The organism is Pseudoxanthomonas suwonensis (assembly GCF_010093235.1).
Lineage (GTDB): Bacteria > Pseudomonadota > Gammaproteobacteria > Xanthomonadales > Xanthomonadaceae > Pseudoxanthomonas > Pseudoxanthomonas suwonensis.
Map to the genome: position 1 here is coordinate 32,271 of NZ_PDWP01000005.1, position 13,352 is coordinate 45,622.

Here is a 13,352-nt window from a genome sequence, read left to right on the forward strand (position 1 = left end):
CATGAGCACCCAGATCCCCACTGAAACCAATACCCACGGTTCGAAGAACGATCGCGAGATCGTCGACGCCAAGGTCATCGTCACCTGCCCGGGACGCAACTTCGTCACCCTGAAGATCACCACCCGCTCGGGCGTGTACGGCCTGGGCGATGCGACCCTCAACGGCCGCGAGCTGGCCGTGGCCTCCTACCTGCAGGACCACGTGGTGCCCAACCTGATCGGCCGCGACGCCGGTCGCATCGAGGACATCTGGCAGTTCCTGTACCGCGGCGCGTACTGGCGCCGCGGGCCGGTCACGATGAGCGCGATCGCCGCGGTCGACGTGGCGCTGTGGGACATCCTGGGCAAGATGGCCGGGCTGCCGGTGTACCAGCTGCTGGGCGGCCGCTCGCGCGAGGGCGCGCTGGTCTACGGCCATGCCAATGGCCGCGACATCGCCGAGGCCTCCGACGCGGTGGGCCGCTTCATCGAGCAGGGCTTCCTGGCGGTGCGCGCGCAGTGCGGCGTGCCCGGCGTGAAGAAGGCCTACGGCATTTCCAGCGGCAAGGCCTACGAGCCGGCCGAGAGCGAACTGCCGGCGGAGACCGTGTGGAACACCCCGCGCTACCTGGACGTGGTGCCGAAGCTGTTCGAGCAGCTGCGCCGCGACCACGGCCCGGACGTGGAGCTGCTGCACGACGTGCACCACCGCCTGACCCCGATCGAGGCCGCGCGCCTGGCCAAGTCGCTCGAGCCCTACCGCCTGTTCTGGCTGGAGGACGCGACCCCGGCCGAGAACCAGAAGTCGTTCGAGCTGATCCGCAAGCACTCGGTCACCGCGCTGGCGGTGGGCGAGGTGTTCAACTCGATCTGGGACTGCAAGCACCTGATCGAGAACCAGCTGATCGACTACATCCGCACCACCATCGTCCATGGCGGCGGCATCACCCACCTGCGCCGCCTGGCCGACTTCGCCGCCCTGCACCAGGTGCGTACCGGCTTCCACGGCGCCACCGACCTGTCGCCGGTGACCATGGGCGCGGCGCTGCACTTCGATACCTGGGTGCCCAACTTCGGCATCCAGGAGTACATGTTCCATACCGACGAGACCGACGCGGTGTTCCCGCACGACTACGTGCTGCGCAACGGCCGCCTCTACGTGGGCGACACCCCGGGCATCGGCGTGGACATCGACGAGAAGCTGGCGGCCAGGTACCCGTACTCGCCCAAGCAGCTGCCGATCGCCCGCCTGGAAGACGGCTCGATGTGGGACTGGTAAGAAACAGGACGAAAAGGGAGCAGACGATGAGCAAGCGCAGCGCCGGCCGTACCGGCACCACCTTCCGCCTCCTGGCCACCGGCGTCGTGGCCGCGCTTGCGCTGGCCGCCTGCGGCCGCGGGCCTGCCGGCGAGGCCGCCACGGCCGACGGCCCCGCCGCGCCGGTGTACTTCGACTGGTTCGAGTACACCGGCCGCGATGCCGCGTTCGAGGCGCCGCTGCCGGAAGGCCACTTCCGCAACCCGGTGCTGGCCGGTTTCCATTCCGATCCCAGCGTCACCGCGGCCAATGGCAAGTTCTACCTGGTGGCCTCGACCTTCGCCTTCTTCCCCGGCATCCCGGTGTTCGAGAGCGAGGACCTGGTGCACTGGAAGCAGGTGGGCAGTGCCATCCACCGCCCCGGCCAGCTGGATTTCGACGGGCTGGGCATGTCGCGCGGCGTGTTCGCGCCGGCGATCGAGTACCACGACGGCACCTTCTACGTGGTCAACACCTCGGTCGACGCCGGCGGCAATTTCTTCGTCACCGCCAAGGACCCCGCCGGCCCGTGGTCGGACCCGGTTTGGCTGCCGACCATCGGTGGCATCGATCCGTCGCTGTTCTTCGACGACGACGGCAAGGTCTACATCCTCAACAACGACGAACCGGAAGTGCCGGTGCGCTACGACGGCCACCGCGCGATCTGGATCCAGGAGATCGACATCGCCAACGGCAAGCCGTTCGGTCCGCGCAAGGTGCTGATCGACGGCGGCGTGAAGCCGGAAGAGAACCCGATCTGGATCGAAGGCCCGCACATCTACAAGGTCGATGGCTGGTACTACCTCAGCGATGCCGAGGGCGGCACCGGCCCGCAGCACTCGCAGGTGGTGCTGCGCAGCCGCAACGTCTGGGGCCCCTACGAGCCCTATGCCGACAACCCGATCCTCACCCAGCGCGACCTCGATCCCAAGCGCGAGCTGCCGATCACCAACGCCGGCCATGCAGACCTGGTGCAGGGACCGGACGGCAGCTGGTGGGCAACCTTCCTGGCCAGCCGCAACTACGGCGTGGACCACTACAACACCGGCCGCGAGGCGTTCCTGCTGCCGGTGACCTGGAAGGACGGCTGGCCGGTGATCCTGCCGCACGGCGAGAAGATCCCGTACGTGCTGCCGGGCCCGTCCTTCATGAAGAAGCCGGTCGACCAGGCGCCGATGACCGGCAACTTCACCTGGCGCGACGAGTTCGACACGGTCGAATTGGGCAAGGGCTGGATGACCCCGCGCGTGCCGAAGACCGAGTGGTACGACGGCAGCTCGCGACCGGGCTGGCTGGCGGTCACGCCGCTGCCGGAGCGCCTGGACGCCAGGACCAACATGGCCTTCTACGCGCGCCGCCAGCAGCACTTGGTGTTCGAGGCCAGCACCGCGCTGGAGCTGCCGGCGCCGGGGGTGGCCGCCGGCCTGGCCGCGTTCCAGGGCGACGACCACTGGTACTTCCTGGGCGTGCGCCGCGGCGGCGACCAGGGCGTGGAGGTGTTCCTGGAGAAGAAGGCCGGGGGCGAGGTCGAGGTCGTGGCCAGCCAGCCGGCGCAGGAAGTCGAACTGCTGACCCTGCACATCAAGGGCAACGAGGGCAGCTACGGCTTCGGCTTCGATGCCGGCAACGGCGAGGGGGTGACGTGGCTGGTGGAGGATGCCGACGGCACCATCCTCAGCACCGACGTGGCCGGCGGCTTCATCGGCGCCACCCTCGGTCCGCATGCCCGCCTGGAAACCACGCGCTGACACCCGTACCCATCACCCGCACGACCACCAGTCCGCCAGCAGGCGGGGAGGAGCGAACGATGCACGTCGACAAGCGAACTGCCCGGAACGTCCGAACCGCCACCCAGGCGCACGCCGGCCTGCGCCGGCGCATGCTCGCCCGCGGCTGCGCCCTGGCCCTGCTGGTCGCGCTGCCGGGCGTCCACGCCCAGGCCGACGATGCGCGGCCCTGGCTGGACACCTCGCTTGGCTTCGAGGAGCGCGCCGCCGCGCTGGTCTCGCGGATGACGCTGGAGGAGAAGGCGGCGCAGATGCAGAACGACTCGCCGGCGATCGAGCGCCTCGGCCTGCCGGCCTACGACTGGTGGAACGAGGCGCTGCACGGCGTCGCCCGCGCCGGCGGCGCCACCGTGTTCCCGCAGGCGATCGGCATGGCCGCGAGCTTCGACGTGCCGCTGATGGACCAGGTGTCGGCGGCGATCAGCGACGAGGCCCGCGCCAAGCACCACGAGTTCCTGCGCAAGGGCGAGCATGGCCGCTACCAGGGCCTGACCTTCTGGTCGCCGAACATCAACATCTTCCGCGACCCGCGCTGGGGCCGCGGCCAGGAGACCTACGGCGAGGATCCATTCCTGACCACGCGCATGGGCGTGTCCTTCGTGCGCGGCCTGCAGGGCATGGACCCGCGGACCGGGCAGCCGCTGGATCCGAAGTACCGCAAGCTCGACGCCACCGCCAAGCACTTCGCCGTGCACAGCGGCCCGGAAGCCGACCGCCACACCTTCGACGTGCATCCGTCGAAGCGGGACCTTTACGACACCTACCTGCCGGCGTTCGAGGCACTGGTGAAGGAAGGCGACGTGTACGCGGTGATGGGCGCGTACAACCGCGTCTACGGCGAGTCGGCCAGCGGGTCGAAGTTCCTGCTGCAGGACACCCTGCGCCGCGACTGGGGTTTCGACGGCTACGTGATGTCCGACTGCTGGGCGATCGTGGACATCTGGAAGAACCACAAGATCGTGGAGACCCCGGAGGAGGCCGCCGCGCTGGCGGTCAGGAACGGCACCGAGCTCAACTGCGGCAGCACCTACGCCGGCAACCTGCCGGTGGCGGTGAAGAAGGGCCTGATCAGCGAGGCCGAGCTGGACGAGGCCCTGACCCGGTTGTTCGTCGCGCGCATGGAACTGGGCATGTTCGACCCGCCGGAGCAGGTGCGCTGGGCACAGGTGCCGTATTCGGTGAACCAATCGGCCGAGCACGACGCGCTGGCGCGGAAGATGGCCCAGGAATCGCTGGTGCTGCTGAAGAACGACGGGGTGCTTCCGCTGTCCAAGGACATCCGCCGCCTGGCGGTGGTCGGCCCCACCGCCGACGACACCATGGCGCTGCTGGGCAACTACTACGGCACCCCGGCCGATCCGGTGACCATCCTGCGCGGCATCCGCGAGGCGGCGCCCGATGTCGACGTGGTCTACGCGCGCGGCGTCGACCTGGTCGAGGGCCGCGACGACCCGGCCGCCACCCCGCTGATCGAACCGCAGTACCTGCGCCCGGAGGCCGGCTCCACCGAGCGCGGCCTGCGTGGCGAATACTTCCGCAACAAGGACCTGTCCGGGGAGCCGGTGCTGGTGCGCGTGGACCAGCAGATCGCGTTCCGCTGGGATCGCGGCTCGCCCACCGACAACCTGATGGCCCGAGGCGAGGCTGGCCCGGACAACGCCGTGCCCAACGACGGCTTCAGCATCCGCTGGAGCGGGCAGCTGCTGCCGCCGGTGAGCGGCCGCTACCGGATCGAGGCCGCGGCCAACGACGGCATGCGCCTGTACGTGAACGGCAAGCTGGTGCTCGACCATTGGGAGGACGCCGAGCGCCTGCGCGCCGACAGCGTGAGCCTGGACCTGGAGGGCGGCCGCGCCTACGACATCCGCCTGGAGTACTACGAGAACGAGCGCGACGCCGCGGTGCGCCTGGCCTGGGAACGGCCCGGCGCGCAGCCGCCGTTCGAACAGGCGCTGGAGGCCGCGCGCAGCGCCGACGCGGTGGTGTTTGTCGGTGGCCTGACCGGCGACGTGGAAGGCGAGGAGATGCGGGTCGACTACCCGGGTTTCGCCGGTGGCGACCGCACCGACATCCGCCTGCCTTCCACCCAGCAGAAGCTGCTGGAGGCGGTGCACGCCACCGGCAAGCCGGTGGTGCTGGTGCTGACCACCGGCTCGGCGCTGGGCATCGACTGGGCGAAGCAGAACGTGCCGGGCATCCTCCTGGCCTGGTACCCGGGCCAGCGCGGCGGCAACGCCGTGGCCGACGTGCTGTTCGGCGACTACAACCCGGCCGGCCGCCTCCCGGTGACCTTCTACAGCGCCGACGAGAAGCTGCCGCCGTTCGACGACTACGCGATGAAGGGGCGCACCTACCGCTACTTCACCGGCAAGCCGCTGTTCCCGTTCGGACACGGCCTGTCCTACACCAGCTTCGGCTATTCCGGGCTGAAGCTGGACCGCAGGCGCGCCGCGGCCGGCGACGAGGTCACCGTCAGCGTCACCGTGAAGAACCACGGCAAGCGTGCCGGCGACGAGGTGGTGCAGCTTTACCTGGCGCCGGTGAAGCCGCAGCGCGAGCGCGCGCTGAAGGAGCTGCGCGGCTTCCAGCGCGTGCACCTGCAGCCGGGCGAATCGCGCACGCTCAGCTTCACCGTGGTTCCGGAACGCGACCTGCGCGTGTACGACGAGGCGGCCGGGCGCTACACCGTGGATCCGGGCCGCTACGAAGTGCAGGTCGGCGCCTCCAGCGCTGACATCCGTGCCAGCGTACCGCTGGAGGTCGCCACGCGCTGACCGTCTTGTGCCCGCCGCCTTCTCTCTCCGCTGGCGTCGGGCACGGGGCGGCGGGACCGGTGCGACCTCCCAGGACACCGGTCCCGCCAGTCCCATTCCTTTCCGCGCGCGGCCATGCCCGCGCGGGCCTTATTCCCCCACCGGCAAGCAGATGAGTTCCACCGAAACCCCACGCCTTTCCCCCGCCACGCTGGGCCGGATCCCGGCCAATGTCGCGACTCCGGCCTACGACCGCGCGGCCACCCGCATCGGCATCGTCCATCTCGGCCCGGGCGCGTTCCATCGCGCCCACCAGGCGGTCTACCTGGACGACCTGCTGGCGATCGATCCGTCCTGGGCGATCAGTGCGGTGTCGCTGCACAGCGCCGGCGTGCGCGACGCGCTGGCGCCACAGGACGGTCTGTACACCCTGGTGCTGCTGGGCGAGCAGCCGCGGCTGCGGGTGATCGGTTCGATCCGCGAGGTGCTGTGCGCGCCGCGCCAGCGCGAGGCGGTGGCCACGCGCCTGGCCGATGCCGACGTGCGCCTGGTGACGCTGACCATCACCGAGAAGGGCTACTGCCTGTCCGCCGATGGCGTGGATGCCGCCCACCCCGACATCGCCCACGACCTGGCCCATCCGCGCGAGCCGGCCAGCGCGATCGGCTGGCTGGTCGAGGGCCTGCGCCTGCGTCGCGAGCGTGGCCTGCCGGCCTACACCGTGCTCAGCTGCGACAACCTGGCCGACAACGGCGGCCGCCTGCGCCGCGCGGTGCTGGACTACGCCGGACGCATCGATCCGGAGCTGGCGGCGTGGATCGGGCGCGAGGTCGGCTTCCCGCGCTCGATGGTCGACAGCATCACCCCGGCTACCGACGACGGCGTGCGCGCGCAGGTGCAGTCCGCGCTGGGCGTGGCCGACGCCTGGCCGGTGCAGCGCGAGCCGTACACACAGTGGGTGGTGGAGGACGATTCCCGCACCGGCCGCCCGCCGCTGGAACGCGCCGGCGTGGTGATGAGCGGCGACATCGCCGGCTACGACCGCGCCAAGCTGCGCCTGCTCAATGCGCCGCATTCGGCGCTGGCCTACCTCGGCTCGCTGATGGAGCTGGAGAGCGTGGCCGATGCCATGCGCGATCCGGTGCTGGCCGGCTTCGTCGAGCGCCTGATGCGGGAGGACATCGTGCCCTCGCTGCAGGTGCCGGAAGGCTTCGACCCGCACGCCTATGTCGGCGCCATCCTCGAGCGCTTCCGCAATCCCGCCATCCGCCACCTGCTGGCGCAGATCGCCTGGGACGGATCGCAGAAGATCCCGGTGCGCCTGCTGGGCACCATCGCCGAGGCGTTGGCTGCCGGCCGGCCGATCGACCGCCTGTGCCTGCCGGTGGCCGGCTGGCTGCAGTTCGTGCGCCGCCAGGCCGGACGTGGCGTGGCCATCCCCGATCCGCTGGCGACCGGGCTGGCGCGTATCGGCGCGGCCTGCAGCGGCGATGCAGCCCAGGACGTGAACGCGTTCCTCGCACTGGACGGCGTGTTCGGTACGCTGGCCGGCGATGCGCGCTTCGTCGCGGCGCTGCGCGATGCCTACGCCGCGCTCGACCCGGCCACGCCCGACCACCTGCGCCAAGTACTTGCCGCGGCCTGACCGGCCCGTTTCCCCCAACCGTCGAACAGTGGAGTGACCATGACCGCCAGTCTTACCCGCCACGCCACCGCCGATGGTCCCCGCTGGGCCCTGGACGGCCGCTACCTGCCCGCGGGCTTCAGCCTCGCCGCCTGGCTGGCCCTGCCGGCTGCGGCGGCGAAGGCGGCGCTGGAAGGAGCGGCCACCGACGAGCCCGCCAATGGCCCGCTGCTGGCGCCGATCGAGGATGTCCAGGAGGCCTGGGCCAGCGGCGTCACCTACCTCAGCAGCCGCATGGCGCGCGAGGCCGAATCGCAGAGCGCGGACGTCTACCAGAAGGTGTACGCCGCGCCGCGCCCGGAGCTGTTCTTCAAGGCCGCCGGCTGGCGCACCGTCGGCCATGGCCAGCCGATCCGGGTGCGGGCCGACAGCCACTGGAACGTGCCCGAGCCGGAGCTGGTGCTGCTGGTCGACACGGCCGGCGCGATCCGCGGCTACAGCGTGGGCGACGACGTGTCCTCGCGCAGCATCGAGGGCGAGAACCCGCTTTACCTGCCGCAGGCCAAGGTCTACGACGGTTCCTGCGCGATCGGCCCGGCGATCCGCCTGTGCCCGGCCACGGCCATGAACGACCTGGCGATCGGCCTGCAGATCCTGCGCGATGGCGCGGTCGCCTTCTCCGGCCAGACCCGCACCTCGCAGATCAAGCGCGGCCTGGACGAGCTGGCCGGCTACCTGTTCCGCGAACTGTCGTTCCCGTTTGGCGCCTTCCTGTTCACCGGTACCGGCATCGTGCCGGACGAATCCTTCACCCTGCAGTCCGGCGACGTGGTGCGCATCGAGATCGACGGCCTGGTCCTGGAGAACCCCGTGCAATGAGCAAGTCCAACCTGCAACCCATCCTGCTCGACGGCCGCTGGGCCGCGGCCGACTCCCCGGCCGGAAGCTTCCGCGCCTGGAATCCCTCCCAGAAGCTGGAACTCGACAGCCACGATTTCCCGGTCTCCGGCTGGGAAGACCTCGACGCCATGCTCGAAGCCGGCAAGCGCGCGGCTGTCGAACTGGCGCGACTGCCCGGCGAACGCATCGCGGAATTCCTCGAGGCCTTCGCCGCCGGCATCGAGGCGCGCGCCGAGGCGCTGATCGAATCCGCGCACCGCGAAACCGGGCTGCCGGCCGAGCCGCGCCTGCGCAAGGCCGAGCTGCCGCGCACCACCGGCCAGCTGCGCCAGGCCGCGCAGGCGGCGCGTGACGGCAGCTGGGCGCGCCCGACCATCGACACCGCCAACAACCTGCGCTCCATGCATGGTCCGCTGGGTGGCCCGGTGGTGGTGTTCGGCCCCAACAACTTCCCGTTCGCCTTCAACGGCGTGTCCGGCGGCGACTTCGCCGCGGCCATTGCCGCGGGCAACCCGGTGATCGCCAAGGCGCATCCGGCGCATCCGTACACCTCGCTGCTGCTGGCCCAGGCCGCGGCCGAGGCGGTGCAGGCCAGCGGGCTGCCCTCGGGCACGGTGCAGATGTTCTTCCACACCAGCAACGAGCTGGGCCTGCGCCTGGTCGCCGACCCGCGGACCGCGGCCATCGCGTTCACCGGCAGCCGCCCGGCAGGCATGGCGATCAAGGCCGCGGCCGATGCCGCCGGCAAGCCGGCCTACCTGGAGATGTCCTCGGTCAACCCGGTGTTCGTGCTGCCCGGCGCGCTGCGCGAGCGCGGCGCGGCGATCGCCGGCGAGCTCGCCGCTTCCTGCGCGATGGGCGCGGGCCAGTTCTGCACCCGCCCGGGTGTCACCGTGCTGCCGCCGGGCGAGCACACCGAAGCCTTCGTACAGGAGATGCAGCGCCTGACCGCGGCCACGCCGGCCGGCGTGCTGCTGACCTCGCGCGCGCCGGAGTCGGTGGCCGGAGCGGTGGCCTCGCTGCGCGCGGCCGGCGCCGAACTGCTGGCCGGTGGCGGCATCGCCGAGGACGCCGCCGGCTTCGCTTTCCAGCCGACCCTGCTGCGCGTGTCCGGCAAGCGGTTCCTGGAAGCCCCGCACGAGCTGCAGAACGAGGCCTTCGGCCAGGTATGCCTGCTGGTGCTGGCCGAGTCGGAAGAGCAGATGCTGCAGGTCGCGCATGCGCTGGAGGGCAACCTGACCGGTACCATCTACAGCGACACCGCCGGCTCGGACGATGCGCAGTACGACGTGATCGCGCCGGTGCTGCGCACCCGCGTCGGCCGCCTGATCAACGACCGCATGCCCACCGGCGTGGCGGTGTCGCCGGCGCAGAACCACGGCGGCCCGTATCCGGCCACTGGCCATCCGGCGTTCACCGCGGTCGGCATCCCGGCCTCGCTGCTGCGCTTTTCCGCATTGCACAGCTACGACAACGTGCGCCCGCACCGGCTGCCGCCGGCGCTGCGCGATGCCAATCCCACCGGCACCCTGTGGCGCCTGGTGGATGGCAAGTGGACCACCGCCGACGCATGAGGTGAACGATGCAGGCTGATGCCCTCGACGCGATCCTCGGCGACGGAACCGCCCTGGCGGAAACCCGTACCTCCGGCGAGGGTCCGCCCGGGCGCCTGCCGATCGACGACGCGACCCTGCGCCAGGCGCCCAGCGGCCACCTGTTCGGCATGACCCAGAATGCCGGCATGGGCTGGCGCGCCAGCGAGATCGCGCGCGATCCGTACCTGATCGTCAGCACCCAGGGCGGACTGCGCGCCGGGGACGGCCAGCCGGTCGCACTCGGCCTGCATACCGGCCACTGGGAGATCGACCGCCTGGTGCGCGCCGCCGCGGAAACGTTCGCCGGCCACGGCGGCCTGCCGTTCTCGGTGATGTGCTCGGATCCGTGCGATGGCCGCACCCAGGGCACGACCGGCATGTTCGACAGCCTGCCGGACCGCAACGACGCCGCGATGACCATGCGCCGCCTGGTGCGCTCGCTGCCCACGCGCCGCGGCGTGCTGGGCATCACCACCTGCGACAAGGGCCTGCCGGCAATGATGCTGGCCCTGGCCGGCTGCGGCGACCTGCCCAGCGTGATCGTGCCCGGCGGCGTGACCCTGCCGGCGCGCGGCGCCGAGGACACGGCCAAGGTGCAGACCATCGGCGCGCGCTATGCGCATGGCCTGATCGACCTCGAACACGCCGCGGCCATGGGCTGCCGCGCCTGCGGATCGCCCGGTGGCGGCTGCCAGTTCCTCGGTACCGCCGCGACCTCGCAGGTGATCGCCGAGGCGCTGGGCATCGCCCTGCCACACAGTGCGCTGGCACCTTCCGGCGAGCCGGTATGGCTGGACATGGCGCGGCGCTCGGCGCTGGCCCTGATGCGGCTGGCCCAGGCCGGCACGCCGCTGTCGGCCATCCTGACCCGCAAGGCAGTGGAGAACGCGCTGGTCGTGCATGCGGCCTTCGGCGGTTCCACCAACCTGCTGCTGCACGTGCCGGCGATCGCGCGTGCCGCCGGACTTGCCGCGCCGACGGTGGCCGACTGGACCGCCGCCAACCGCGCCACCCCGCGCCTGGTCGACGCCCTGCCCAACGGCCCGCGCCACCATCCCACGGTGCAGGTGTTCATGGCCGGCGGCGTGCCCGAGGTGATGCTGCACCTGCGCGACATGGGACTGCTGCATCTGGACATCCCCACGGTCAGCGGCCGCACGGTCGGCGAGAACCTGGAATGGTGGGAGCACAGCCAGGCACGCCGCATCGCGCGGCAGCGGCTGCGCGAGCTCGATGGCGTCGATCCCGGCAACGTGATCATGGGTCCGGACGCGGCCCGTGCCGCCGGGTTGACGTCTGCACTGGTGTTCCCGGTCGGCAACCTCGCGCCCGACGGCTCGGTGATCAAGGCCACCTCGATCGATCCTTCGGTGGTCGACGCGGACAACGTCTACCGCCACACCGGCAGGGCGCGGGTGTTCGCCAGCGAGCACGAGGCCATCGCCGCGATCAAGGCCAAGGGCGAGGGCGCGGTGGTGGCCGGTGACGTCGTCGTGCTGGCCGGCTGCGGCCCGGCGGGTACCGGCATGGAGGAGACCTACCAGCTCACCTCCGCGCTCAAGTACCTGCCCTGGGGCAAGCACGTGCCGGTGCTGACCGATGCGCGTTTCTCCGGCGTTTCCACCGGCGCCTGCATCGGCCATGTCGGGCCGGAGGCGCTGGCCGGCGGACCGATCGGCCGGCTGCGCGATGGCGACCTGGTGCGGATCGTGATCGATCGCAACACGCTGCAGGGGAGCATCGACTTCATCGGCACCGACGAGGCGAACCCGTTGTCGCCGGCGGAAGCTGCGCAGGTGCTGGCGTCGCGCCCGCTGCACCCGGCCATCGCCCCGCATCCGAAGCTGCCGGCCGACACCCGCCTGTGGGCCGCGCTGCAGGAAGCCAGCGGGGGCACCTGGGGCGGTTGCGTCTACGACGTGGATGCCATCGTCGAGACCCTGCGCGCCGGCCGCGAGGCGCTGGCGCAGCGTCGCGCGGCAACGGAGGGCTGATCCCGCGCACCCGCACGAACTGATCGCGCCGGCCGTGGCCGGACGTCGTACCACTCACTCCCGGGGAGTTGCTGGATGGTCACGTTCCTCATCATCGCCGCCGCCATCGCGCTGCAGATCTTCCTCACCGCGCGCAAGCTGAGCCCGTTCCTGTCGCTGCTGGTGGTGGCGATCCCGCTGGGCCTGGCGTTGGGGATCGCGCCGCAGGACCTGGTGAAGACCATCGACACCGGCGTGGGCAGCACGCTGGCCGGGCTGGCACTGGTGATCGTGCTCGGCGCGATCCTGGGCAAGGTGCTGGAGGAAAGCGGCGCGGCGGAGAAGATCGCCACCACCCTGATCGGCGCCTTCGGCGAGCGCAACATCCAGTGGGCGCTGCTGCTGACCGGCTTCCTGGTCGGCATCCCGCTGTACTTCAATGCCGGCTTCATCATCCTGGTGCCGCTGATCTTCTCGCTGGCGCGACGCACCGGCCTGCCGATCCTGCTGCTGGCCATCCCCACCGTGGCCTCGCTGAGCACCACCCACTGCTTCCTGCCGCCGCATCCGGGACCAGTGGTGCTGGTGAACGCCTTCGGCGCGGACATGGGCCGCACCCTGCTGTACGGCTTGGTGATGGCGGTGCCGGCGGTGGGGATTGCAGGCCCCTGGCTGTCGCGCGGGCTGAAATCGATCAACCCGCCGCTGCCGGACCTGTTCAACGGTCCGGAAGATGGTGCGCGCGGCGAGCTGCCGGGCGCGGCATGCTCGTTCCTGATCGCGCTGTCGCCGGTGCTGCTGATCAGCGTCTCGGTGGTTGCCGACGGCGTGCTGCCGGAAGGCCTGGTGCGCACCGCGCTGCTGTTCCTTGGAAACCCGACCGTGGCCCTGCTGCTGTCGACCCTGCTTGCGTTCTGGTTCCTCGGCCATCGCCGCGGCGTCGGCCTGGAGCAGCAGACACGCTGGCTCAATGCCGCCATCGGCGGCATCGCCGTGATCCTGCTGATCATCACCGCGGGCGGCGTGTTCAAGCAGGTGCTGGTCGACAGCGGCGTGGGCGCGACCATCGCCGCCCTGGCCGGGCAGTGGCAGATGCCACCGCTGCTGTTCGCCTGGCTGGCCACCGCGCTGCTGCGGGTGATGATCGGTTCCTCCACCGTGGCGGTGATCACCGCCGCCGGCGTGGTCGGCCCGCTGGTCGAGACCACCGGCGTGTCGCCGGAGCTGATGGTGCTGGCGGTGGGCGCCGGCAGCGTGTTCGGCTCCCACGTCAACGACTCGGCCTTCTGGATGTTCAAGGAATTCTTCAACCTGTCCATGGCGCAGACCTTCCGCTCATGGACGGTGATGGAATCCACCATCTCCGTGGTCGGCCTGGCCGGCGTGCTGCTGCTGGACCTGGTGGCCTGACGATGCGGCTGGCACGACCTTGGGACAGTGGTCC

General features: G+C 70.9%; 8 protein-coding genes. All 8 read left to right on the forward strand.

From position 1 onward, the window contains the following. The first annotated feature begins 1 nt into the window (after nucleotide 1). Entirely contained in the window at nucleotides 2–1,258 is a 1,257-nt protein-coding gene (gene manD / locus CSC68_RS03270; protein WP_162202071.1) for a D-mannonate dehydratase ManD, read from the forward strand. Nucleotides 1,259–1,284: 26 nt separating this feature from the next. After that, nucleotides 1,285–3,024 (forward strand): glycoside hydrolase family 43 protein, encoded by a 1,740-nt coding sequence (locus CSC68_RS03275; protein WP_162202072.1) that lies wholly within the window; start codon nucleotides 1,285–1,287, stop codon nucleotides 3,022–3,024. Nucleotides 3,025–3,155: 131 nt separating this feature from the next. Further along, on the forward strand, nucleotides 3,156–5,837 hold the full coding sequence (locus CSC68_RS03280) for a glycoside hydrolase family 3 protein (protein WP_246193432.1): 2,682 nt from the start codon (nucleotides 3,156–3,158) through the stop codon (nucleotides 5,835–5,837). 151 nt (nucleotides 5,838–5,988) lie between these two features. After that, a complete protein-coding gene (locus CSC68_RS03285; RefSeq protein WP_162202073.1) occupies nucleotides 5,989–7,461 on the forward strand; it encodes a mannitol dehydrogenase family protein in 1,473 nt (490 codons plus the stop codon). 39 nt (nucleotides 7,462–7,500) lie between these two features. Further along, complete coding sequence (locus tag CSC68_RS03290) at nucleotides 7,501–8,319, forward strand: fumarylacetoacetate hydrolase family protein (RefSeq protein ID WP_162202074.1); 819 nt, start codon at nucleotides 7,501–7,503, stop codon at nucleotides 8,317–8,319. Beyond that, nucleotides 8,316–9,914 carry an aldehyde dehydrogenase family protein gene (locus CSC68_RS03295; protein WP_162202075.1) on the forward strand — a complete coding sequence of 533 codons (1,599 nt, stop codon included), beginning with the start codon at nucleotides 8,316–8,318 and terminating at the stop codon, nucleotides 9,912–9,914. Before CSC68_RS03290 ends, CSC68_RS03295 begins: the two co-directional genes overlap by 4 nt. A gap of 8 nt (nucleotides 9,915–9,922) precedes the next feature. After that, nucleotides 9,923–11,929 (forward strand): YjhG/YagF family D-xylonate dehydratase, encoded by a 2,007-nt coding sequence (locus CSC68_RS03300; RefSeq protein WP_162202076.1) that lies wholly within the window; start codon nucleotides 9,923–9,925, stop codon nucleotides 11,927–11,929. 75 nt (nucleotides 11,930–12,004) lie between these two features. After that, nucleotides 12,005–13,318 (forward strand): gluconate:H+ symporter, encoded by a 1,314-nt coding sequence (locus tag CSC68_RS03305; protein ID WP_162202077.1) that lies wholly within the window; start codon nucleotides 12,005–12,007, stop codon nucleotides 13,316–13,318. The last annotated feature ends 34 nt before the right edge of the window (nucleotides 13,319–13,352 follow it).

What these genes read in the sequence shown, in the direction of transcription:
- CSC68_RS03300 (WP_162202076.1), top strand. Translation starts at nt 9,923, where the DNA reads ATGCAGGCTGATGCCCTCGACGCGATCCTCGGCGACGGAACCGCCCTG.
- CSC68_RS03275 (WP_162202072.1), top strand. Translation starts at nt 1,285, where the DNA reads ATGAGCAAGCGCAGCGCCGGCCGTACCGGCACCACCTTCCGCCTCCTG.
- CSC68_RS03305 (WP_162202077.1), top strand. Translation starts at nt 12,005, where the DNA reads ATGGTCACGTTCCTCATCATCGCCGCCGCCATCGCGCTGCAGATCTTC.
- CSC68_RS03290 (WP_162202074.1), top strand. Translation starts at nt 7,501, where the DNA reads ATGACCGCCAGTCTTACCCGCCACGCCACCGCCGATGGTCCCCGCTGG.
- manD (WP_162202071.1), top strand. Translation starts at nt 2, where the DNA reads ATGAGCACCCAGATCCCCACTGAAACCAATACCCACGGTTCGAAGAAC.
- CSC68_RS03285 (WP_162202073.1), top strand. Translation starts at nt 5,989, where the DNA reads ATGAGTTCCACCGAAACCCCACGCCTTTCCCCCGCCACGCTGGGCCGG.
- CSC68_RS03280 (WP_246193432.1), top strand. Translation starts at nt 3,156, where the DNA reads ATGCTCGCCCGCGGCTGCGCCCTGGCCCTGCTGGTCGCGCTGCCGGGC.
- CSC68_RS03295 (WP_162202075.1), top strand. Translation starts at nt 8,316, where the DNA reads ATGAGCAAGTCCAACCTGCAACCCATCCTGCTCGACGGCCGCTGGGCC.